Here is a 23,137-nt window from a genome sequence, read left to right as displayed (position 1 = left end):
CTCCTCGCGCTCACGGTTCCCTCCGCGTAGTCGCCGGGTGACGGTGGCGTGGCTCATCGTAAGGGCAGCGTTGTCCACAGGGGAGCCCGAGGGGTAGCAGAACCGCAGTCGGGCGGCTACCGTCAGCGACGAGTTCCGCCGAGCGCGCGCCGTCCCCCGCCCCACCACTCCGGCTCTCGCGCTCCGGCGAGTCCACGTGGTCGTTCCAGCGACCAACCACGACCGAGGAGACGAGGTGACGTCCGGGGTGTCACAGACCCAGGCAGAAGCCGCGGTGATGCAGCAGACCGCCGCGAAGTTCGAGCAGGTGGACCAGTCGTTGCAGACCATGCTGAGCGGCCTGATGGCCGAGCTGGAGGTGTTGCAGCAGGCCTGGCGGGGCGCCGGTGGGCGTTCCTTCGAGCAGGTCAAGCAGCAGTGGGCGCAGGACCAGGCGGCGCTGCAGCGGGCCCTGCGGGAGACCGCGACCGCGATCCGCACCGCCGGCCAGCAGTACGACGTCTCCGACACCGAGGCCGCCGGCCGGGTGGCCGGCACCCACCGCGGCATCCAGCTGCCGCTCTGACGAGGAAGGACCGATCTCATGGATCACGGTGTGCTGGTCGTCAACTTCGCCGCGTTGCAGCAGGCGAGCGCGGACATCCAGAAGGCGCTGAACACCCTCGACAGCCAGCTCGGCCAGCTCGAACGGGACGCCGCGCCGCTGGTGGCGAGCTGGACCGGCGAGGCCCGCCAGGCGTACGAGCAGCGGCAGGCGCGGTGGCGGGCCGCCTCGCAGGATCTCCAGGCCATGCTGCGCGACATCAAGCTGGCAGTGGAGGAATCCGCGGCCGACTACCTCGACACCGAGAAGCGGAACGTCAACCTGTTCCAGTAGTCGTCGCCGCCCGTGCCGCCAAGATCCGCATAACCTCCCGGAAGGTGGGCCCGTGCTCAGCCGGTCGCAGCTTCCCCGAAGTTGTGCGGATCTTGGCGGCTGGCGTGGCGGCGGCCGGGTGGGTCAGCTCGGGTCGGCGGGGCGCCAGCGGCGCCGGGCTCCTCGGGGCACCACCACGGCGAGCAACACCACTGCCGTCGCCGCCGCTCCGATCGCGCCGGCCACCAGCAGCGCCCGCTGTCGGGCCGTCGCCCGTCGGGCCCGCTGTGCCACCGCGGCCGGGTCCGGCCGGTCCACCGCCAGCGCCGCGCCCCGAGCCGGGCGGGCCGTCACCGGCCCGGGTGACTCGGTGACCGCCCGGTACGGGTTGAGCACCCCGGCACCGTAGCCGTCCCCGCGCCCCGGGGCCGGGTCGGCGGTCGCCACCAGCCGCCGGGCGACGTCCACCGCGCTCAGTTCCGGGCGGTACTGCCGCAGCAGCGCCGCCGTCGCGGCCACGAACGGCGTGGCGTAGCTGGTTCCCTCCGCCCGGTGGTGCCCCTGACCGGGTGCCGCCATCAGCACGTCACCGCCGGGTGCGACGAGGTCCACGTACGGGCCGGTCTGGGAGAAGGGCGCCCGGCTGCCGTCCGCCCCGATCGCGCCCACCCCGAGCACTCCGTCGTACGCGGCCGGGTACGGCTGCGGGTCGCCGCTCTCGTGCAGGTTGCCGGCGGCGGCCACCACGACGACGTCGCGGCGCACCGCGTAGGCGATCGCGGAGCGGACGGCGGGATGGTCCGCGTACAGCACGACGGAAAGGTTCAGCACGTCGGCGTCGTGGTCGACCGCCCAGCGGATGGCCCGGGCGAACTCGGCCGCGCCGACCATACGCCCCGACTCCCGGCCCTCGACGACCTGCTGTTCGCTGACCCGTACCGGCAGGATGCGCGTGCCCGGCGCGAGTCCCCGGAACGCCACGCCCGGGCGGGGGGTCGCGGCGATGATGCTCGCCACACCGGTGCCGTGCCCGGCGCAGTCCCGCCTGCCGTCACCGCCCGGGTCCAGGAAGTCGGTTCCCGCGAGCACCCGTCCGGCGAGTTGCAGGTGGGTCCGATCCACTCCGGAGTCGACCACCGCGACGACCACCCCGGCGCCGGTCGCGAGCGGGTCGAGGCGGTCCGGCGCGTACCGCTGTTGCGGCCACGGCTGGTCGGCCACCGGCCGGGCCGGCGCGGGCGGCGTGGCGCAGCCCTGCGGCGCGCGCGCCACGGGTCCGGCGGCGAACGCGGGCCGCCGCGCGGTGCCGGGAACGGCTGGCGCGGCAGCGACGGTGGGTAGCGGTGCGGTGGCGGAACCGGCCGGTGGCGCAGCCGCGGCGGCGGATGGTGGCGCGGCGCCGAAGACGGCCGGTGGCACGGCGGCGAGAAGGGCCGCCAGGGCGGCCAGGGGCGGGCGCGTGACGGGCCGGGACATCGACCGCCTCCGTATCGTGTCGGCTCCGGAACGGGATGTTAGCGCCTCGCTCGTGGTTCGGCAGACCGCCGACGGCCAGCCATTGTGATCTTGTTACCACCTTGTAGGTTGTAGGCGATGCCTATGGCCTGTTCGCGGGAGGAGAGGTGGCCGTGACCGGATGGGAGCCGGCCACCGAGGCCGAGGTGGCGCTGCGGGACGCGTTGCGGGCCCAGGACCAGCAGCTCTACTTCCGCATCCTGACCCGGGTCGATCTGCTGCTGCCGGTCGCCGCGGAGGGGCTGGCGGGACAGGCCCAGCTGGGCTGGGGCACCTGGACCACCGGCGGCCGGACCCACGTCCTCGCCTTCACCTCCGCCACCGCGTTGCGCGCCTGCCTGGGTGAGAACACCGGTGCCACCCGCCGCGTCCGGTACGCCGATCTGGCCGCTGCCTGGCCCAACCACGAGTGGTGGCTGGCGGTCAACCCTGGCCTGCCCATCGAGGGCTACCTGCCGGCCTGGTTCGTCGCCCAGCTCGCCCGGGGCGACGTCCGGCTGCCGGGCCGGACCATGGGCGCCCGCGCCCGCCTGGAGCGGGTGGAGGCCACCCGCGCCCGGCCCGCGGGCTCGACCGAACCGCCCGGCCCGCCGGCCGCCCGCCGGCCGGATCCGGCGAACGGCCACCGCGCCCCGGGCCCTCCGGCGCCGCTCGGCCGGTCAGCCGAGGACGACCGGCCGGCTCGCGACGGGTGGCCCGGCGGGTCGACCGTCGGCCCCGCCCGCGTCGGCGATCGGTCCGCCGCCGAGCCCGGCGCCGACGGCCGGTCCGGTTGGCTCACCGACCGGCATCGGCGTCCCGACGAGCAGGGTCCGCTCGCCCGCCCCGGCCGGTCCGGCGAGGCCGCCCCACCGCAGCCCGCCCGGTCGTTCTTCGAGCCCGCCTCGGGCCGGGCGTCCCGCCGCCCGCCGCCGGAGGCGGCGCCACGGGCCGTGCCGCCGTCCCGGTTCGCCAGCGGCAGCCAGCCGTTCCCGCGTCGCCGCCCGCTGAGCGAACCGGTGCCGGCGGACCCCACCCATGCGTTCCGGTCGGACGCCGCCGAGGCCACCCAGGCGATCCGTCCGGCGGAGCCGCCCCGACCGTCCCGGCCGGCCGCCCCGATCGCCGCCGAGGAGGCCACCCAGGCACTGCCCCGCCGGCATCCCCGCCCCGGGCCAGGTGCGGAGGAAGCGACCCAGCCGATTCCCGCTCGCGCCCACCCGGGCGGCGCCGCTGACCGGACCCGCTCCGGGCCGGCGGACGCGGAAGAGCTGCCTCCGTCGATCGCCGAACCGGTTTCCGGTCCGCCCGCGCCCCGCCGGGGCTTCTCGCCGATCGTCATCGAGGGCACCGTCATCGAGGCCCGGGACCTGACCGAGCCGGCGGAGCCGGGGGTGGCCCCGGCCGCCGGTCCACCGCCGATGGTGCCGGAGCCGTACGCCGTACCGACCGTCCCTGCCGCCGCCTCCGCGATGGCGACCGCGACGGTGCCGACGGCGTACCGGGCCGACAGCGACGACGCACCCGCGCCCTGGGCCGGTCCCGCTGATCCCACCGTGCCGATCACGGTCGACCCGCCCCCGTCGCCCGCCGCCGAGGAGGCCGTCCCGCCGGCGTTCCCGGCCGACCGGGCCACCGCCCCGACCGACGAGCGGACCGATCAGGCCGGGATCGACGACCGGACCGCGTCGCTGTTCGAGCCGGTCGCGTCGTCCGCCGAGCAGACCGTGCCGCTGTTCGGCCGGAGCGCCTCCCCGGAACCAGGCACCGGGTCGCTCTTCCAGCCCGCCGGCCCGCCGGAGCAGCGTCCCACGTCGCCGGCCGAGCCGCCCAGGATGGCGGAGGAGCCCACGGCGCGGGTGAGCGTGGCGACGGCACCGGACGAGGTGGCCGCGCCGACCGTGCCGACGAGCGGCCGCAGCCGGGAGACCGCGGGCGCGGACGCCACCCCCGCCGGTCCACCGCCCCCGGCACCCGTGCCGGCCAACTTCGTGCCCGCCAACGAGGTGGAGGAGGAACTCCTCGGCGCCGTGGGTAGCGGCAGCACCGACGGTTTCCTCTCCACCCTCCTGCTGGCCCGGGTGCTGCTGCCGGTCGCGGCCGACTCCGCGCCGGGCGCCCGACCCGGCGACTCCGCGTTCGTCTGGCGGACCGAGGAGCTCGACGGCGAGACGTACGTGGTGGTCTACACCTCCCCGGAGCGGCTGGCGGACCGGGTCGACGGGCCGGTCGAGACGGTACGCGTCAAGTTCGTCCAGCTCATCCGGCGCTGGCCGGACGAGAACTGGTCGTTCGCGGTGAACCCGGGCACCCCGGTCGGCGCGAAGTACCCCGGCGAGCAGGTCCTGGCGTTGGCCAACTGGGCCGCCGAGGTGGGGCTCGGCGACGACCCGGAGGGCGAGCCGGAGCCGCCCGCGCCGGAGCCGGCGGCCCCGGCCCGACCCGCGGTGCCCCCGGTGGACCCGAGCCGGCCGGTCACCATGCAGAAGGCGGTCGCCCCGAGCCAGCTCGCGTACTACCTGGAGCGTGGCTACGACCGGGTGTCCGGCTTCGTGCACCGGGCCGGCGAGCTGGCCCACCTGAGCACCCCGGCCAGGCTGTACGACGCTCTCGGCCTCGGTCATCCCGACTCGCCGTTCGCCCGCGACGCCGAGGAGATCTACGTGCTGCGTTGGCCGGCGTACCGGCCCAGCCTCTACCGCATCCCGTACGGCGGGCAGAACGAGGCCGCGATGCGGGCGATGGAGGGCTGGGTGATCGAGCGGCCCCCGTTCCGCGGCAACGGCTTCGCGCCGGGCGAGAGCAGCGACGTGGTGGCCGAGTTCAAGGTGGACAGTGCCCGGCTGCCGCACGGCGCGCAGCTGTGGCGGATCGGCGCGGACGGCAGCGAACGGATGGTGGCGATGCTCGACACCGACGCGCTGCGCTGGCTCCCGGTCGGTGACGAGTCGTGAGCCGCGACGGCTACGTGGCCCGCTGGCGGGGCCGGGAGTACCAGGCCAGCCCGGACGGCGACGACGTCCGCCTCTACCAGCCCGAACCGGGCGAGGGCTTCGAGGAGGTACGCCCCGGCCGCCACGTCCGGGTGGTGCCGGCCGCCGAGGTCGACGACCTGGCGTACGTGCGGACCACCTGCACCTGGCAGGGGCAGCCGTTCATCGTGCTGGCCGAGCACGAGGGCTGGCTGCGGGTGGAGTACACCGGCGGCCGCTGGCCGGTGGCCCGCGCGATGGGTCTGGAGGCGTTCGAGTTCGGCGTCTACCAGGGCTGGGCGCCGGCGCGCGAGGTCTCCGACCTGCGCGAGCAGCGGGTCTGAGTCAGGATTTCGCCCAGCGCAGGATCTCGCCGAGCACCACGTCGTGGGCCTCCACGTGCGGGAAGTGGCCGACCCCGTCGAGCAGCCGCCACTCGTACGGCGCGATGACGTAGCGGCCGGAACCCTGGGCGGTCCGCGGCAGGGACGCCTGGTCCAGCGCGCCGTGCAGCTGCAGGGTCGGCGTGACCAGCGGTTTCTGCATCAGCTTGACGAACCGGTAGCCGTGCAGCCGCAGCACCGAACGGAACGCCCACCGGTAGCCCTCCATGGCGCAGAAGGCGGCCTGTGGGATCTGCATCGCCTCCCGGCAGCACCGGGCGTACGCCGCGAAGTCCGGGCCTTCGACCCAGCGGGGTCCGCCCCAGCGACGCAGGATCGCCTCCACCTCGGCGGCGTCGTCCCGGGTCAGCACGTGCTCGTAGCGGGGTAGCTGGAACTTCAGCGTGGGCGTGGAGGCGGCGAACTGGCCGCGCGGGTCCGCGAAGATGGCGGCCCGCAGCCGGAGCGGGTGCGGCGCCCCGAGCACCACCAGTCGCCGGACCAGGCTGGGGTGGAACGAGGCGGCGGTCCACCCGATGAGGCCGCCGGCCCCGGAGCCGACCAGGGTCGCCGAGCGCTCGCCGAGCGCCCGGATCAGCCCGGCGACGTCGGCGGCGAGGGTGTAGCCGTCGTACCCCCGCGGTGGCTTGTCGCTCGCGCCGTACCCGCGCAGGTCGACCGCGACGGCCCGGAACCCCGCGTCCGCGACCGCCGGCAGCAGGTCCTTCCAGGCGTACCAGTACTCGGGGAACCCGTGCAGGAAGAGCACCATCGGGCCGGTGCCGGCCTCGACGACGTGGAAGCGGCTGCCGTTGGCGCCGACGAACCGGTGCGCCCACGGCCCGTCGGGGAGGACGCAGGACTCGTCGACAGGTCCGCCGCGCTGGTCGGTCATGTGCCCCAGCGTAGGCGCTGCGCGCGTGCGGCCGCCGCGCGCCGTCGGGCCGGCGCTCCGCACGGCTGCCGCCGTTCCGGGGCGACCTGCGTCGCTGCCGGCGCCCTGCGGCGACGGGCCAGGCCGGAACGGCGATGCCCGGGCAGGTGGCCTGCCCGGGCATCGCGTCGTGCGGTGATCAGCGGCTCAGGAGAACTGGACCTTCATCGAGGTGCCGTTCTGCTTCAGAACCTTGATCTTGGTGCCGGTGGCCGGGAGCTTGACGCCGTGGTTCGGCAGCTCCGGGAACCAGTACTGCTTGGTGTCGTCGAACAGCGGCTGCGCGTCCTGGCCACGGATGTACTGCGGCTGGCTGTTGATGTGCAGCGTGAACGAGTCCGCCTGCTTGAGGCTGAACGGCGCGTCGTAGACCTGGACCCGGGCCCGCCAGGGGTTGCCGGTCAGGTTGTAGATCGGCCGCGGGTGCGCGTCGATGATCATGTTCCGACCCTCGCCCGGGTGGGCGAAGGTGTCGTTGTCGGCCCAGCGGAGGTTCCAGTAGGAGATCAGCAGACCCTGCTGGTACGCGTAGTGGTCCACCCAGTCGGGCCGGCTGTTCAGGTAGCCGAAGTAGTACGGGCCGGTCTTCAGGTACTTGTCGTACGAGACGTACGACCGGTTGCCGGCGATGTAGTAGTTGGCGAAGTCCCGGGTGTAGGTCTCCTCGGCGATGCTCCAGCCCTTGAGCGCCCAGTCCCCGGCGCCGTTCTCGGCACCGTCGCTGAGCAGGGTCTGCCCGCCGGCGGTCACGGTGATCGCGTCACCGAAGAAGCCGCCCGCGGAGAGCCCGCCGTCCGTGACGTAGTGGAACCGGAACTGGGCCACCTTGCCGGCCGCCGCGTCCAGCGGGATGTTGACGTCCACCCACTTGCCGCCGCTGCTGCCGCTGAGGGCAGGACGGGGGTCGCTGCCCGAGACGGGCGGGAGTGCCTTGCCGTTGACCGTGCCGGGCAGCGCCGACCAGGTCTTGCCGCCGTCGGTCGACGCCTCGAAGAAGAGGTAGTCGAAGCCGGACTCGATGGAGTAGCGGCCCTTCATCGACAGGGCGGCCGTCGACTTCCCGGTGAGGTCGATCGTCCTGGTCATGGTGTTGTCCAGGTCGTCGTCGTTACCCGAGAAGTACTGCTTGGCGCCCTCGAACGGCTTGCCGTTGTTGAAGGTGTACGTCCGTGGCGGAAGCACCACGACCGCGGCCTGGGGCTTCTTGGAGTTGTACTCCTGCGGCCCGAGTTCCAGGGTGCGCTTCTGGCCGGCCTTGACCACCTCGTAGTCGAGCCAACCGAGCTGGAGCTTGTTCCACGCGCCCAGGTCGCCACCGCGCTCGCCGATGCCGCGGTCGTTCTTGTCGCCGAGCCGGCTCTGGGCCATCAGGGTCCAGTGCTCGTTGTTGTTGTCGCCGCCGCTCAGGACGTTGTAGTCGTCCGGCAGGCCGAGGTCGTGGCCGTACTCGTGGTAGAAGACGCTGCGGCCACCGTTCTCCGGTTGAATGGTGTAGTCACGGATCCAGACGCCGGTGTCGCCGATCTCGGTGCCGCCGATCGGGAAGTTCGCCGGACCGGTCTGCGAGGTGTTGTACGCCGCCCAGCGGTGGCTCCAGATCGCGTCCTCGCCCTGGTGCGGGTCGCCGTCCGCCTGGTCGCCGCCCGAGTGGACGATCTGAAAGTGGTCGATGTAGCCGTCCGGCTCGTTGAAGTTGCCGTCGCCGTCGTAGTCGTACCGGTCCCACTGGTCGAACGACTGCATGTCGGTCTTGATCTGGGCGTCGGTGCGCCCCTTGGCCTTCTGGTCGGCGACCCACTGGTTGGCGGCGTCCCGGATCAGGTCCCAGGTGTTCTGGCAGACGTTGCTGTCGCAGACCGCCGGGTCGTTGGCCGGGTTGTCGACGTCGTCGTCCGCGATCGGGTCGTCCGAGCGGCCGTACCGCGCGGCGTTGTACTTGACCTTCACCCAGTCGGTGACCATGCCGTCCACGGTGTACCGCCCGGACGACTGGGCCTCGTAGTACTGCTTGAGCGACTCGTCGCCCGGCTTCGTGCCGAAGTACAGCTGGCGGAAGTGCTCCGGGCTGTAGTTGGCCTGCCAGACGGTGGAGTTGTCGACCGCGCGGTTCGGTGCCGGGATCTCGTTGTGCCGCGGCCCGTCGAACCGGGTCGGACCCGGGATGTCCGGGTTCATGTCCTTGTCCGGGTAGGCCGGGTCCCGCTCGTCGCCGAACTCGGCCAGGATCACGAAGATCTTGTCGGTCCGCTCCCGGGCCAACTCGACGTACTGGTTCTTCTTGCCGCCCTTGCCCGGGGCTGCGGCCCGGGCGCCGGCCGCCGTCGCCGCGCCGCCGGCGGTCTCGCCGACCTTGACGACGGTGCTGCCGTTGATCTTCTGCGGCGTGGCCTTGCCGGACAGGACCTCGCTGAGACCCTCCTGACGAAGCGCGCGGCGCTTCTCTTCGAACTTGTCCGGCAGATCATGCTCAGCCTGCGCGGGCTCGGCCACCGACGGAGCGGTGGCCGGCAACTTCGGCTGCGGCGCGGCGCTGGCGGCCGTGCCCGCCACCAGTCCCGTCGCTGTCAGCGAAAGCCCGAGCAGACCCACTGCGACTTTGCGCACGTGGTACCTCCGGTGTGAGGGAACCGGCCCACGGGGTCGGGCCGGTGAGGCGTCCCACTAGTGGGACCATTGGTGAAGATAGACATTCCCGTGACGGGTGGGAAGACAAGCACGTCGATTTGTGGCAACTTCTTGACGGGATGGCTCTTCACCGTCACATCCGCATCGGTCGATCGGATGGATCGAGCAGGGCGACCGTCCGGGTACGCGAAAGGGGCCGGTGGCGTCGCCGCCACCGGCCCCTCCGTTGGTGCTACCCGATCAGTTGGTGACCTTGACGACCATGTCGCTGGTCGGGGCGGTGCCCTGCTGCAGGATCTCGATCTTGGTGCCGGTGCCGGCCATCTTCACCGAGTTCCACGCGTTGCCCGAGTTCCAGTACGTCCCGATGCCGCTGTCGTCGAAGATCGGGTTCGGGTCGAGCGCCGGGACCGTGACCGCCACGCCGTTCTTGTGGAAGGTCTGGGCCGGCTTGGCGTACAGGCTGAACGTCGCGTCGTAGCCACCGCGCCGGTTGGTGATCGTGCCCTGGCCGCCGATGTTGATCTTCTGCGGACGGACGTCGACCGGGAGGTTGAGGCCGTAGCCCGGGTGCTGCGACGTGTTGTTGTCGCCGTACGCGTAGTTCACGTACCACACCAGCATGCCGGGGTGGTTCGAGAACCGCTCGACGAAGTCCGGCCGGGTGTTGCCCCAGCCGAAGTTGTACCCACCGGTCCGCAGCGCGTCGTCGTAACCGAAGTAGGTCCGGTTCTCGGCGATGTAGAAGCGGGGGAAGGTGTCGGTGACCGAGCCGCCCATCCGGGTCCAGCCCTTCGCGGTCCATTCGGCGGCCAGCGTCTCCGCGTCGTCGGTCCACGCGACGGTGCCGTTCTTGGTCAGCGCGACGTTGTCCAGGAACGGACCCGCCAGGTGCACGCCGCCGTCGGTGGCGTAGCGGTAGCGGAACGTCACGGTCTTGCCGGCGTACGCCGACAGGTCGTAGGTCAGGTCGACCCACGCGCCGCTGGTGGAGCCGTCGACCCCGGTCTCACCCGGGTCGATGAGCGAGTTGCTCAGCGCGTGCCAGGTGGCGCCACCGTCGGTGGACACCTCGGCGTAGAGGAAGTCGTAGTCCTCCTCGATGTCCCACTGGGCCTTCGCGGTGATCGACGCGGAGGTCGAGCCAGTCAGGTCCAGGGTGCGGGTCAGCGTGGTGTTCAGGTCGTCCGCGCTGCCGCCCCACCACTCGTACGACCCGCCGAACGGCGTGTTGTAGTTCGTGGTCTGGGTCTGCGAGGGCAGGTTGACGACGACTGCCTGGGCCTTCGGCCCGTCGCTGTCGCCCGCCGGCCCGAGCGTCACCTGGGTGGTGCCGCTCTTCTGGTCGACCACCGAGTGGTTCAGCCAGCCCAGGAAGAGCTTCGACCACGGGTCCATGTAGCCCGGGGTCGAACCGATGTCGTCGGTGCCGTGGCTCAGCCACGAACCCGACGCCATCAGGCTCCAGAAGCCGACGCCGTTGTCGCCGCCCGCGGTGTCGTAAAGGTCCGGCAGGCCGAGGTCGTGGCCGTACTCGTGGGCGAACACGCCCAGGCCGCCGTTCTCCGGCTCCGTGGTGTAGTCCCGGATCCAGAAGCCGGAGTTACCGATCTGGACACCACCGGCCAGGTTGCCGGCCGGGCCGGCCTTGCCCTCGAGGTTGGGGAACGCGGCCCAGCGGTGCGACCAGATGGCGTCCTCGCCCTGGGCGCCGCCGCCGGCCTCCTCGCCCTCGCCGGCGTGCACCGCCTGGAAGTGGTCGATGTAGCCGTCGGGCTCGTTGAAGTTGCCGTCGCCGTCGTAGTCGTACCGGTCCCAGACGTCGAACTGGGCCAGGTAGTCCTTGATCTGCTGCGGCGTCTTGCCGGCCTTGACCTGGGCGTCATACCAGGACGTGGCGCTGTCCTTGACGAAGTTCCAGGAGCCGTCGGCGTCGGAGATCTTGTTGCTGCCGTACCGCGCCTCGTTGTAGGGCACGGAGATCCAGTCGCTGACGTCGCCGCCGACCGTGTACCGACCGCCGGACTGCTGCAGGTAGAAGTCCCGCATCGACTCGCCCGAACCGTAGAACATGTCCGTGTAGTGCTCCCGGTGGAAGTCCGGGCGCCACAGGGTGCTGTTGTTGTCGGTCGAGCTGCCGTCCCACTTGCGGTCCGGCTCGGGGATCTGGTTGACCACCGGGCCGGGGGTGCCCCCGGTACGCGGGTCGGTCTTGTCGCCGAAGTTGACCAGCATCGTGAAGATGGGGTCGACCTTCGGCGCCTGCTGGTACTCGACGAACAGGTCGTCCTTTACCTGGATGACCTTCGAGCCGTTGCGCGTCTGAAGCTTGGCCTTGCCCGTCAGCAGGTCGGCGATGGCCTGCTTCCGGACCTCCCGGTGCTGATCCGCCTTCGGATCCGGGAGGTTGTCCTTGCCCTGCTTCACCTTCTCGGCGCCGGGGGTGGGCTCCGCCGCCGGGGCGGCGGACGCCGGCGCCGTGACGACACCGGCTGCCAGCAGCGCGGCCGCGGCCGAGGCCAGGCCTGCTGTGACTCGTCTCCTCAAAGGTCCTCCTCCTTTGTGGATCTGTTACATGACAGGGGCAGCCAAAGCCATCACTGTCATGTAGTGCGTCACCACCTTGGCAGAGGTCCGGATCGTTGTCACGGGTCAATCACCGGTGCGGGTGCCCATCTTTCTCGGGCAAATCCGGATCAAAAGGTGCAAGGATCTGACTGTGATTCGCATTGCGTTTTGGCCACGATCACGGCTGCGTGAGCGTGATTATGAGATCCCCGAGAAGGAGCGCTGGCATCCGCCGAAATGTCACGCGGCGGCTGGAAGAATCTGCCCCCGTGTAACGAGGGCGGGGCCCGTCCGGAGCAACTGCTCCGGACGGGCCCCGCCCGTGTCGGGTTAGCGTAGATAGTTGGCGTACACGTGGCCGGCGACCGCGTCACCGGCCGCCACGCCGTTGTCCCCGTCCCACTGGTAGTGGACGCCGAGGTAGATCCGGCTGCGGGCGTTCTCCACTGCAGCGGCGGTGAAGGTGCTGAAGGTGCGGGTGACGCCCACGGCGTGCGGGTCCTCGGTCGTCGCGGTGTAGGTGACATTGTCGGTGCCGAAGTAGCGCTTCATGATGCCGGCCCACGCCCCGCCGAAGGTGGCGTGGCCGGAGACGTACGCCGGGAAGTTCGGCGAGAAGGGCACCCCGGCGTTGTTGGAGAGCGGTTGCCAGTTCGGGTCCGCAGTCGTCGCCGCGTTGCCGTCCGTGCCGGCCTCGCGGATCGCGGTGACCGGCCGCCACAGGTCGATGGCGGTCTGGTACTTCGCGTCCCAGGCGGTGATTGCGGCGTCCGCCATCGCCATGCCGACCAGGGCGAAGAGCTTCGCGTTGGCGCCCTGGCTCAGGCCACGCTGCTTGGCGACGGTCTGGGTCAGCTTGAACAACTGGCCCGGCGGCTTGTACGTGCCGTCCAGGTCGTTGGCCCAGAAGTAGGCGATGGTGGTCTGCTCTGCCGTGCGAGCGGTCGAGTTCGCCGCGCCCAGGGACTGCACCTCGTTCACCTGCGCCGCGTATTCCGGACTGGCCAGCAGGCTGGCCGGGGTGCTGTAGCCGCCGGGCGGCCCCGGACGGAACTGCGAGCCGGAGGTGAGCCCGAACGGCTTCACCAGACCCCAGTTCGGCGAGGCGGCGTCGACCCCGTCGGTCGGCCGCCACTGGCCCGGTACCGGGTCCGGGGTGTAGGGGGTGTTGCTGGTCGACCCGTCGTTCGTCCGGTTCGCCCGCATCTGGTCGACCACCGACTCGGCGACGCTGGTGCTCCAGCCGCCCGGACCGGGCTCGCCGAGCGGCACGTCCAGCCGCGCCCGCTGGTAGTCCGCCGAGAAGTCCAGGCTCGGGAAGAGCTCCAGCTGCAACAGGTTGTAGGCGGCGACGTCCAGGTTGGCCTTGAGGTCATAGCTTGCCCCCGGCTCCCGGTTCACGTTGCCGCCGAGATACGGCGTACCGATCGGGCTGAGCGCGGTATAGGTGTCGAAGAGCGCGATGTGCAGCATCGCGCCAGCCCGGGACAGCCCGGTCGGCGGGCCCCCCGTCTGCCGGTACGCCTTCAGCAGCACGTCGTTCCAGAAGAGGATGTGGTCGAAGCTGGTGGGCGCCGCGACCGCCGGAGCCGGCGCGGCGGCCACCGGGACGGTCAGCGTGAGCGCAGCGAGCGCGGCGATCCCCAATTTCCGAATTCTGGACAGCGTCTTCAACCCGGCCCTCCCATGTCGGTCGCTCCCTGCTCCGGCGTCGAGGCGGTGCCCCGGGCCGAAGTGGCTCCACTGTGGCGGCCGGGCGGCCGGGCCGGGAGGGCAAAGCGGCCAGCCTGGCCGCAAGCTGCACTGTGCAAACTGCGGCAGTGGTCAGACCAGTCCGCTCCGGGCTGCCGCGATGCCGAGGGTGAGGCGGTTGGTGGCCCCCAGCCGTTCCTCCAGCGATTCCATCTGACGTCGAACCCAGCGGGTGCTTCGGCCGAGGCTGCGCGCGATGGCCTCGTCCTTGAAACCGGCGGCGGCGAGCCGGAGCACCTGGAGCTGCGCGCTGCTGGGGCCACCGGCAGCCGCGGACGCCGGAGGGTCCAGTGGCACCGCCCGCCGCCACAACAGCTCGAACCAGTCCAGCAGCGCGTCGACGAGGGCCGGGACCCGGACCAGCAGCGCGCCACCATCCGTCGATGGGATGCCGACGAGCGCCACCCGATCCGCGATGGTCAGTTGCACCGGTAGCCCGGGCAGGAGGCGGATGCTGCCCGCCCGGTCGTGCCCGGCCGCCGGCCCGGTCGACTGCGCCACTGTCTCGGGAGTGCGGATTGCCCGAAACCGGACGCCGGCCTCCGGTGCCGGCGCGGGCCAGCCGTACGGATCTTCGCCCCGCCGGTTGGTGCGCAGGTGGTGGCAGTGGTGCCGGGCCGTGGTTACCAGTTCGTGGAGCCGGGCGGCGATCTCGTCGCTGCCGCTCAGCAGTTCCAGCTGGGTGCCGGTGCCCCAGGCGGCCCGGGGCGGCTCTCGTTCCAACCGCTCCAGCTCGGCGTACCGGTCGGCCAGCTCCCGGTTCGCGTCGGCCAGCTCCCGCTGCCGGGCCAACAACAGGCGACGCAGTGCCGCGGCCGGCGACACCGCGCGCAGGCTCCCGGCCGGGGTCTGGAACACCAGTGCGTGCCGGAGCAGTTCGGCGAGCGCGGGTGTCTCCGGTGCCTCCGGGGGGACGAACGGTGCCGAGGCGTCCGCCAGCAGAGCCTCGTACAGCTGTCGCGCATCATCGGAGAGCAGCCCAGCAAACATCCTCGTCCCCCGTCCCCCGCGGCCGCCGGTGGCGGCGTCGCGCTGCCGCAGCCGGTGCCCGGTCGGCGTGACGCTCCGTACGTCTCCGGTACAGCACTGTGACGACAGCACTCAGATGGTCACAGCGGAGTTCGGCGGATGTCAATATGAGACGCACCGTTCCGCTGGATGGCCCATCCGGGCCGCCGGGACAGGGCGAGGGCCCGCCGGGAGCAACAGCTCCCGACGGGCCCTCGTGGTGTTCGCCGGGTCGGTTCAGTTCTTCGCCGGGGTCACGAACACCGTGGCGTACGAGTTGTCCTGGGCGGCCCGCTTGATGGTGATCGAGACGCCGTACGCGACGCCCGCGTCACCGGGGTTGCCGGTGCCGAGCACGGTGAATCCGAGGTCGGTGCCGTACAGCCCCGTCGCCGGGCTGCCATCCGGGTTGGTCACCCGGGTGGTGTACGGCGCGCCGCCGCGCGACGGGATGACGACGGAGGCGTCGCTGTCCCGAGCGTAGAGCCGCCCGTCGCGGACCTCGATGCCCGGGTACCAGCCCTTGGCGTCGGTGAAGGCCGACACCGGAGCCTGGGCAGCGAAGTCGGTGCAGTACTCGCTGTACGGCTCGTCCGCCGCCTCCAGGCACTCCTTGAACGGGTACGTCGGGTTCAGGGAGAAGGCCGCGTTCGAGGACTGCGGGCGGCTGGGCAGGTTGTCCAGCAACGACGGGTCCTTGACGGCCGCCTCACCCTGCCGGCGCAGCGGCTCGTTGTGCGAGTCGACGATCAGCAGGCCGCCCTTGGCGCCGTAGCTCGGCAGGGAGGTCAGCTGTGCGGTGACGTGGTTGACGTTGCCGAGCACGGTGTCCCGGTACCAGACCAGCATCCCCGGCGCGTTGTACGCGACCTTGTCGACCTTCCACGCCTCGCGCGAGTAGACCGTGTCGTAGGCGTACTTCAGGCCGGCGTCGAAGCCGTCGAAGTTGCGCCACTCGGCCAGGTAGTACTGCGACTTGACCTGGGAGCCGGCGTCGAGGTGCCAGCCCGCCCCAGTGGTGTCGGTGAAGGTGCCACCGGTGAGGGTCCAGCCGTTGGCGCCGTTCTCGGCGTCGTCGCTCCAGGTGGTGGCCCCGCCGCCGGTGACCGAGAAGTCGTCGGCGAACCAGCCGCGCTCCACGAACGCCGCGTCCGTGCAGTAGCGCAGCCGCAGTTGCACCGTCTTTCCGGCGTACGCCGACAGGTCGACGTAGTCGTGCCGCCAGCCGTGGGTGTCACCGGTCAGGCCGTACTTCTTGTTGCCGTAGTCGGCCATCCGCCCGTTGGGGTCGCCGTAGCCGTCGTTGGTCGTGACCAGCTTGCCGGCGGCGTCGTAGACCTTCTGCTCGGTCCAGGTGGCGCCGCCGTCGGTGGAGACCTCGACGAAGCCCATGTCCCAGTCGGCCTCGATGACGTAGTTGTTCCACATCCAGAACTTCGCGTCGGCGGCGTTCGGGACGGTCACCGTGCGGCTCAGCTTGACGTCGGCCCAGTCCTGGTCGGCACCGCTGTACCACATGTTGGCGCCGCTGTGCGGATCGGCCAGGGTGATCACCTTGTCCGGCAGGTTGATCTTGATGCCGTCCTTGGTACCCACCGGGGTGCGCGAGGTCTGCCCGAGCTGCACCGCGCGTGGGTCGTCACCCGGGTTGACGTTCAGCGGGTCGGCCCAGCCGAGCACCCACTTGTCCCAGATGCCCATGTGGGTGGGCAGCGCCTGGAAGATCTCCCCGGAGTGCGATCCCGAGGACATCAGGTCCCAGAAGTCGACGTCCGAGTCGCTGTTGTTGCCCGAGGTGTCGTAGAGGTCCGGCAGGCCGAGGTCGTGCCCGAACTCGTGGGCGAAGACGCCGAGGCCGGCGTCCTCCGGCTGCACGATGTAGTTCGACACCTTCAGGTTGGTGCCGGGGACGGTGTAGCCACCGGCCACCGCCGAGGAGTGCGCCCAGACCGCGTAGACGCCCTGGTCGCCGCCGCCGCTGGACTTGCCCTTGCCGGCGTGCACCAGCACCAGGTGGTCGATGACGCCGTCCGGCTCGTTGTAGTTGCCGTCCCCGTCCCGGTCGCCCTGGTCCTCGATGTCGTAGTCGGCCCAGGGGAAGTTCGGGTCCATCTTGGCCAGCGCGTCGATCGCGTCCGTGGCGAGCCGTCCGGCGCCCAGCGGGTTGTCCGGGTGGCCGTTCATCGACTGCTGCCGTCCGGCGACCCAGTTGCCGTTCGCGTCCCGGCTGCAGCGGGAGGCGGCGTACCAGGCCTCCGAGTGCGGCACTGTGATCCACGGGCTGGCCTGCCCGTCGACCGTGTACGCGCCCTTGGACATCTCCAGGTACATGTTGTGCATGGTCCGGCCGGCCAGGCTGATGCCCGGCTTGCCGTCCGGCCCGGTCAGGTCCTTACGGACCCGCTCGGTGATGCCCTCCTTGGTGTAGAGCATCTTGTCGTAGTGCGCCGGCGAGAAGTCCGGCACCCACATCGAGTTGTTGTCCTTGTGGGGCAGGGTGGCCGGGTCGGCGATCTTGTTGTGCGTCGGGCCGTTCTGGACGGTGCCGGGGACGCAGGTCCGGTCGTCGAAGACCGTCCTGGGGACCATGACGTTGGTGAAGTCGTCGTTGGCCTGGTCGTTGAACTCCACCAGCAGGGTCAGCAGCTTGGCCGTCTGGGTGCTCTTGGCCTGCTTGATCTGGCGCGGGCTCTTGCCCGTCTTGATCGCCTTGGCCTCCAGCTTGGCCAACTCCCGCGCGGTCACCGGGTTACCCCCGGCGAACTTCCGGTCGTAGGCCTTGGCGTCGTCCCCGGGCGAGGTATAGATGCCGTCCTTGCCCTTGACCTCCTTGCCGCCGGTGTCCGGCTGCACCTCGGGCTCGGCGTAGTTGATGTAAAACTCGTCCGCCCCGATCGTGGCCGGAGCCGGACCGGCCGTCTGGGCGGCCGCGCTGCCCGTCACGGTCAGTGACGCTGCGGCGAGGGCGATGGCGGGCAGCGCGACGAGTATGCGCCGGCGTGACCCGGATTGCGGAGAGGTACTCATTCCGCTCCATTCGTGGGGCATGGGACAAGAAATCGGCCGGTGCCCGGCAGTGATGCCCGTCGAACCGGTCCAATGTGGCTGAACCTAAAGGAGAAGGCACCCCCACCGACAGAGGTCGAGTTGCCGCTCTACCCGTTCAGCCCGCCATGCCTCCACCGAACCGCTGATCCGTACGCCACGAAAATGATGATGGGTGACGGTCCGTGCGGACCGTCACCCATCTCGGGGTACGCCAGCCGTCAGTCCTCGTCGGACTTGCCGCCACCCATGCCCGAGGCGATCAGCTCCATCACCGAGGAGTCCTGCAGCGTCGTCACGTCGCCGAGCGAGCGGCGCTCTGCGACGTCCCGCAGCAGCCGGCGCATGATCTTGCCGGAGCGGGTCTTCGGCAGCTCGGGCACCAGCATGATCTGCCGCGGCTTGGCGATCGGGCCGAGCGTCTTCGCCACGTGGTTGCGCAGCTCGGCGATGAGCTGCTCGCCGGCCTCGCCCGAGGTCTCCGCGGTGCCCCGCGGGATGGCGAACGCGACGATCGCCTGGCCGGTGGTCGGGTCGGTCGCGCCGACCACCGCCGCCTCGGCCACCGACGGGTGGCTGACCAGCGCAGACTCCACCTCGGTGGTGGAGATGTTGTGTCCGGACACCAGCATCACGTCGTCGACCCGGCCGAGCAGCCAGATGTGCCCGTCGTCGTCCTTCTTCGCCCCGTCACCGGCGAAGTAGACCCACTCGTCGCCGGCGTTGGCGCCGGCCCCGAACCGCGACCAGTAGGTCTCGATGAACCGGTTGTCGTCGCCCCAGATGGTGCGCAGCATCGACGGCCACGGCTCGGTGAGCACCAGGTAGCCACCGCCGCCGTTCGGCACCGACTGGCCCTGGTCGTCCACCACGTCGGCGACGATGCCGGGCAGCGCGGTCATCGCCGAGCCCGGCTTGGCCTCGGTGACGCCCGGCAGTGGCGAGATCATGATCGAGCCGGTCTCGGTCTGCCACCAGGTGTCGACGACCGGCAGCTGACCCCGGCCGATGTGCTGGCGGTACCAGATCCACGCCTCCGGGTTGATCGGCTCGCCGACGCTGCCGAGCAGCCGCAGCGAGGACAGGTCGTAGCCGGCCGGGATGTCCTCGCCCCACTTCATCATGGTGCGGATCAGGGTCGGCGCGGTGTACAGGATGGTGACCTTGTACTTGTCGACGATCTCCCAGAACCGGCCCTTGTGCGGGGTGTCCGGGGTGCCCTCGTACATCACCTGGGTGGCGCCGTTGGAGAGCGGGCCGTAGACGATGTAGGAGTGGCCGGTCACCCAGCCGATGTCGGCGGTGCACCAGTAGACGTCGGTCTCCGGCTTGACGTCGAACACCGCGTGGGTGGTGTACGACGTCTGGGTCAGGTAGCCGCCGGTGGTGTGCAGGATGCCCTTCGGCCGGGCGGTGGTGCCGCTGGTGTAGAGGATGAAGAGCGGGTGCTCGGCGTCGAACGGCTGCGCGACGTGCTCCGGCGAGGCGGTCTCCACCGTCTCGTGCCACCAGTGGTCCTTCTCCGACCAGGCGACGTCCTCGCCGGTGCGGCGGACCACCAGCACGTGCTCCACCGAGGGGCACTTCGCCACCGCCTCGTCGACGGTCGGCTTCAGCGCCGACGGCTTGCCCCGCCGGTAGCCGCCGTCGGCGGTGATCACGACCTTGGCGCTGGCGTCCTGGATCCGGTTGGTCAACGCGTCCGCGGAGAAGCCACCGAAGACCACGCTGTGCGTGGCACCGATCCGGGCGCAGGCCAGCATGGCGGCCGCCGCCTCCGGGATCATCGGCAGGTAGATCGCCACCCGGTCGCCGGCGGTGACCCCCAGGTCGGTCAGCGCGTTGGCCGCCTGGCAGGTCAGCTGGTGCAGGTCGGCGTAGGTGAGGGTGCGGGTGTCACCCGGCTCGCCCTCCCAGTGGATCGCCACCTTGTCGCCCCGGCCGGCCTCGACGTGCCGGTCCAGGCAGTTGTACGCCACGTTGAGCTGGCCGCCCACGAACCACTTCGCGAACGGCGCGTTCGACCAGTCGAGCACCTGGTCCCACTGCTTCGCCCAGGTCAACCGGCCGGCCTGGCGCTCCCAGAACCCGAGTCGGTCGCCCTCGGCCTCGGCGTACGCGTCGGCCTTGACGTTGGCGTTCGCGGCGAGTTCGGCCGGCGGCGGGAACTGCCGCGTCTCGTTCAGCAAGTTGGCCAGTGCCTCGCTCATGCGGTGCTCCTTCGTCGCGTGACCTGCGTCTCGTACGCCGCTGAGGTTAGTCGCGCGGTGCCCGCCCCGCGACAGCCTGGTCCGACCCCGCGCGCCCAGCGGCCCTCGGCGCGCGCCGGGTGGCGCGCTCGGTCCTGCCCGTCTCGTGCGGCGCGGGCCCGGTGCGGCGGGGGCGGGCCTGGACCGGCGGGGCTCGGCATGGCGGGCGCGGGATTGCGGCATGTGGGCGGGTCATGGGCAGCTAAGGGCGCGGGCCACCGCAACCGGTGTCGATCACGGCGGCCGGACCGCCGTCCGGGCGGGCGGGTGCCCAGCCAGGGTGGCGGGGTGGATAGCGTGGCGGGGTGACCACCGATCCGCTCGCCCCGCTGCTCGCGCTCGCCGACATCGCGCCCGCCGTCGAGCAGGCCCGCGACCGGGTCGACCAGGCGCACCGGCACCGCGCGCTGCGCCGCCACGGTGGTCAGGTCGCCGCCGAGGTCAGCCTCCGCTCCGCCGTGGCCAGCGCCGCGCTGGACGGCCGGGTGCACGACCGTGAGGAGGTACGCGCCGGCACGGTCACCGACCCGGTGCTGCAGGGGGCGCTGCGGGTGGCCGGGGCCCTGCCCGGGCTGAGCGAACTCTGGCCGAAGGCTCCCCGGCAGGCCCTCGCGAGGTTGCACGTCCTCGCCGCCCGGGACGTCGTGGCCGAGTCCGAGCTGGGTCGGCCGGTGTCCGACCCGGTGGTCGCGGCGCGCCTCGACGGGCTGGCCGGGCTGGTCGCCGGCGGCACCCGGGTACCGCCGCTGGTGCTGGCCGCCGTGGTCCACGGCGAGCTGCTGAACCTGCGCCCGTTCGCCGGCCCGTCCGGGGTGGTGGCCCGGGCCGCCGCCCGGCTGGTGCTCATCTCCAACGGTTTCGACCCGCGTGGGCTGGTCGCCGTCGACGTTGGCCACCGGGAGCGGGAACCCGAGTACGTCGGCGCGGCCGGCGCCTTCGCCACCGGCACCCCGGACGGGCTGCGCTCCTGGCTCCGCCACTACATGACCGCCGTCGAGGTCGGCGCGGACCAGATCGCTGTCATCGGCGACGAAATCCTCGCCGCCTCCTGACCCGCCCCCGCGCGGTGCGCTCCGCCCGTGCGGCATCCGCGCGGTGCGGCATCCCCGCATTTTCGCCGAGAATGGTGCTATCTGACGCCGGGAGGCCGCACTTTCCGCGTAAGTGCGCGGTCTAACCGGTGGGCGCGAGGTGGGGAGGCGGAGTCAGGTGGTGGGGGTGGTGGCACGGGTGCGGCGGTGCCGGCCGTACCAGGCGATGCCGATGGCCACCCCGACGCCGACGCCGAGGGCCGCCGCGGCGACCGGCACGGCGGGACGTTCGCGCAGCCGCCGGCCCAGCGGGACCGGGTGCCGGAACTCCAGCACCGGCCACGAGTTCTCCACCGCCAGCTTCCGCAGGGCCCGGTCCGGGTTCACCGCGGTCGGGTGCCCCACGCACTCCAACAGCGGCCGGTCGCTGTACGAGTCGGAGTAGGCGTACGAGTCGGCCAGGTCGTAGCCGCGCTCGACGGCCAGCTCGCCGACCGCGTCGACCTTGCTGGGGCCGGCCGCGTAGAACTCGACCTCACCGCTGTAGCGGCCGTCCTCGACCGCCATCCGGGTGGCGATCACGTCGGTGACCCCGAGCAGCTCGCCGATCGGCCGGACCATCTCCTCGCCGGAGGCGGAGACCAGCACCACGTCCCGCCCGGCGGCCTGGTGCTCCTCGATGAGGGCGGCGGCCTCGGCGTACACGTAGGGGTTGATCAGCTCGTGCAGCGTCTCCGCGACGATCTGGCGGACCTGTTCCACCTGCCAGCCCTTGCAGAGCGTGGCGAGATAATCCCGGGTCCGGGCCATGGTCTGCTCGTCGGTGCCGCCCAGCCGGAACATCAGCTGCGCGTACGCCGACTTGACCACGTCACGCCGGGTGATCAGCCCGTCCCGGTAGAACGGCCGACCGAACGCCAGTGCGCTCGACTTGGCGATGACGGTCTTGTCGAGATCGAAGAAAGCGGCGCTTCGGCCCACGGCGCGAAAGTCTAGCCCGAGGGGTGACGGCCAGCGTGGCCCCGGGGTCGCCGGCGAGAGCCCGGCCCGCAGGTCGCTGCCCTGAGTGACGACCGTCACACTCTGCGAATGCGGATTAGCGGTGTGTGGAGCAGACACCACTCGACGTATACCGGTCCGCTGCGGCATGCTTGTGCTCGCGATGAGAGTTCACGTCTCATCGGCTGGAAGGCCCTCGGCGGTTGCACCCCCCGTGACCGCTGAGCCGGTTCGGCTCGACCCCCCCGGAGCCGAACCTCACGACGACCCCCGTCTCCCCCCGACGGGGGTCGTCCCATTCTGGGAGCGCTGCTCCACCGCAGGTCACCGGCCGTCCTCGTCCGGTGGCCGGCTTCCTGGTTGACCGTCGGCCCGGGAGTCGGGCGGAACCCCGTTCGGCCGCCGGTGCAGCCAGGTGCCGGCCGGGCGAACTGGCTGACCACCGGGACCACCTTTCACACCGTCGCTGACCGCCGCGCCTTCGGCGGCCGGATTGCCCTGCTCCCGGCGCCCATAGCAGATCGACTCGCCCGGGCGTGGCCTGTCCACAGCTGCTCTCGCCGTCCACAGGGGATCGCTGACGTGTTCTACGACGAGACTGACGGACTGTCGCCCAAGCTGCGCCGGATGGTCACGCAGGCCATTCAGGACGCCGAGGCCGACCTGAAGGCCAAGCACCGGGAGCAGTACCGCGAGAAGCTGAAGGCGCGGAACACCAAGCGCAACGAGCGCGTCATCGGCCGGTGTGACGAGCTGTGCGAGGAACTGGAAGACCTGATCGAGGAAATGGAGTCCGGGCGGATCGACCCGTGAGACGTGCTCGTGAAGTACCGCGACATCGGGCAGGAGCACGGCCGAATCACCGAGCTGCAGGACAACCTGCTTGCCAGCGACGACGAACTGGAGCGGTTCGAGGCGCTGACCCCGGACGAGCGTTGAACACCGGCCACGACGGCGGCGCCGGGACCTGGACGCCAGCTCCCCGACGGACGTACCGGCCCGGTTGGAGGCGCTCGGGCTGCTCGGTGGCCTGCCCCGGGCCGCCCTGCACGCTCAGGTCGCCGCGGTGCTCAAGGTCCTCCTCAACGTGCGGCGCACCGCCGAGGGGCGGGTGCTGGAATCCGTCAGCGTCTGACCGGAAAATGAGCCTGACCAGGGCGGGTCTTGTGCAGGGGGCATCGCCGGGCTGGTGGGGGCCGGTCCGGTGTGATGTTGGTGGTT

The 23,137-nt window shown here is 71.5% G+C and carries 16 protein-coding genes and 1 pseudogene; 8 read left to right on the top strand and 9 right to left on the bottom strand.

All coding sequences use genetic code 11. The features are described 5' to 3' along the window. Positions 1 to 247: 247 nt before the first annotated feature. Positions 248 to 565, top strand: a complete 318-nt coding sequence (locus ACGF4F_RS17845; RefSeq protein ID WP_357434744.1) for a WXG100 family type VII secretion target — start codon at positions 248 to 250, stop codon at positions 563 to 565. Positions 566 to 583: 18 nt separating this feature from the next. Beyond that, positions 584 to 877, top strand: coding sequence for a WXG100 family type VII secretion target (locus ACGF4F_RS17840; protein WP_357434745.1), 294 nt, complete (start codon positions 584 to 586; stop codon positions 875 to 877). Positions 878 to 1,000: 123 nt separating this feature from the next. Here the strand turns inward: ACGF4F_RS17840 and mycP are convergent, their stop codons facing one another. After that, complete coding sequence (gene mycP / locus ACGF4F_RS17835; protein WP_393078464.1) at positions 1,001 to 2,332, bottom strand: type VII secretion-associated serine protease mycosin; 1,332 nt, start codon at positions 2,330 to 2,332, stop codon at positions 1,001 to 1,003. Between the two features lie 152 nt (positions 2,333 to 2,484). Here mycP and ACGF4F_RS17830 point away from each other — a divergent pair, with 152 nt between their 5' ends. Both ACGF4F_RS17830 and ACGF4F_RS17825 read left to right on the top strand, forming a co-directional pair. Next, positions 2,485 to 5,304 (top strand): SseB family protein, encoded by a 2,820-nt coding sequence (locus ACGF4F_RS17830; RefSeq protein ID WP_357434747.1) that lies wholly within the window; start codon positions 2,485 to 2,487, stop codon positions 5,302 to 5,304. Continuing rightward, positions 5,301 to 5,666: a hypothetical protein gene (locus ACGF4F_RS17825; protein WP_357434748.1), complete on the top strand. Its 366-nt coding sequence runs from the start codon at positions 5,301 to 5,303 to the stop codon at positions 5,664 to 5,666. The genes ACGF4F_RS17830 and ACGF4F_RS17825 overlap by 4 nt, the downstream gene beginning before the upstream one ends. A 1-nt stretch (position 5,667) precedes the next feature. Here the strand turns inward: ACGF4F_RS17825 and ACGF4F_RS17820 are convergent, their stop codons facing one another. The 7 genes from ACGF4F_RS17820 to acs form a co-directional block, all read right to left on the bottom strand. Next, positions 5,668 to 6,600, bottom strand: a complete 933-nt coding sequence (locus tag ACGF4F_RS17820; protein WP_357434749.1) for an alpha/beta hydrolase — start codon at positions 6,598 to 6,600, stop codon at positions 5,668 to 5,670. A gap of 186 nt (positions 6,601 to 6,786) precedes the next feature. After that, on the bottom strand, positions 6,787 to 9,228 hold the full coding sequence (locus tag ACGF4F_RS17815; protein WP_357434789.1) for an immune inhibitor A domain-containing protein: 2,442 nt from the start codon (positions 9,226 to 9,228) through the stop codon (positions 6,787 to 6,789). A 276-nt stretch (positions 9,229 to 9,504) separates the two neighbouring features. After that, positions 9,505 to 11,811, bottom strand: a complete 2,307-nt coding sequence (locus ACGF4F_RS17810; RefSeq protein ID WP_357434750.1) for an immune inhibitor A domain-containing protein — start codon at positions 11,809 to 11,811, stop codon at positions 9,505 to 9,507. A gap of 351 nt (positions 11,812 to 12,162) precedes the next feature. Then, on the bottom strand, positions 12,163 to 13,479 hold the full coding sequence (locus ACGF4F_RS17805; protein WP_393078459.1) for a phosphatase PAP2 family protein: 1,317 nt from the start codon (positions 13,477 to 13,479) through the stop codon (positions 12,163 to 12,165). 177 nt (positions 13,480 to 13,656) lie between these two features. Then, positions 13,657 to 14,574, bottom strand: coding sequence for a hypothetical protein (locus ACGF4F_RS17800; protein WP_393078456.1), 918 nt, complete (start codon positions 14,572 to 14,574; stop codon positions 13,657 to 13,659). A gap of 255 nt (positions 14,575 to 14,829) precedes the next feature. Then, positions 14,830 to 17,619 (bottom strand): immune inhibitor A domain-containing protein, encoded by a 2,790-nt coding sequence (locus ACGF4F_RS17795; protein WP_357434753.1) that lies wholly within the window; start codon positions 17,617 to 17,619, stop codon positions 14,830 to 14,832. A gap of 239 nt (positions 17,620 to 17,858) precedes the next feature. Beyond that, complete coding sequence (gene acs / locus ACGF4F_RS17790) at positions 17,859 to 19,847, bottom strand: acetate--CoA ligase (protein WP_357434754.1); 1,989 nt, start codon at positions 19,845 to 19,847, stop codon at positions 17,859 to 17,861. Positions 19,848 to 20,191: 344 nt separating this feature from the next. Here acs and ACGF4F_RS17785 point away from each other — a divergent pair, with 344 nt between their 5' ends. Continuing rightward, positions 20,192 to 20,938, top strand: a complete 747-nt coding sequence (locus tag ACGF4F_RS17785; protein WP_357434755.1) for an oxidoreductase — start codon at positions 20,192 to 20,194, stop codon at positions 20,936 to 20,938. A gap of 153 nt (positions 20,939 to 21,091) precedes the next feature. On the opposite strand, the gene ACGF4F_RS17780 is transcribed toward ACGF4F_RS17785, so the two are convergent. After that, on the bottom strand, positions 21,092 to 21,898 hold the full coding sequence (locus tag ACGF4F_RS17780; protein WP_357434756.1) for an HAD-IB family hydrolase: 807 nt from the start codon (positions 21,896 to 21,898) through the stop codon (positions 21,092 to 21,094). 600 nt (positions 21,899 to 22,498) lie between these two features. Between ACGF4F_RS17780 and ACGF4F_RS17775 the strand changes: the two genes are divergently transcribed. The 3 genes and pseudogenes from ACGF4F_RS17775 to ACGF4F_RS17765 all read left to right on the top strand — a co-directional run. Continuing rightward, the gene (locus ACGF4F_RS17775; protein ID WP_357434757.1) at positions 22,499 to 22,729 is read left to right on the top strand and encodes a hypothetical protein; all 231 of its coding nucleotides are present in this window, start codon (positions 22,499 to 22,501) and stop codon (positions 22,727 to 22,729) included. Between the two features lie 3 nt (positions 22,730 to 22,732). Then, complete coding sequence (locus ACGF4F_RS17770) at positions 22,733 to 22,855, top strand: hypothetical protein (protein ID WP_357434791.1); 123 nt, start codon at positions 22,733 to 22,735, stop codon at positions 22,853 to 22,855. Next, positions 22,849 to 23,042, top strand: a pseudogene (locus ACGF4F_RS17765) (pilus assembly protein CpaF); the annotation flags it as partial. The gene ACGF4F_RS17770 and the pseudogene ACGF4F_RS17765, both read left to right, overlap by 7 nt. Positions 23,043 to 23,137: the final 95 nt, after the last annotated feature.

Source organism: Micromonospora sp. NPDC047740, from assembly GCF_043204735.1.
In the GTDB taxonomy this organism is placed as follows: domain Bacteria; phylum Actinomycetota; class Actinomycetes; order Mycobacteriales; family Micromonosporaceae; genus Micromonospora.
This window is presented reverse-complemented; position numbering and strand designations above follow the sequence as displayed.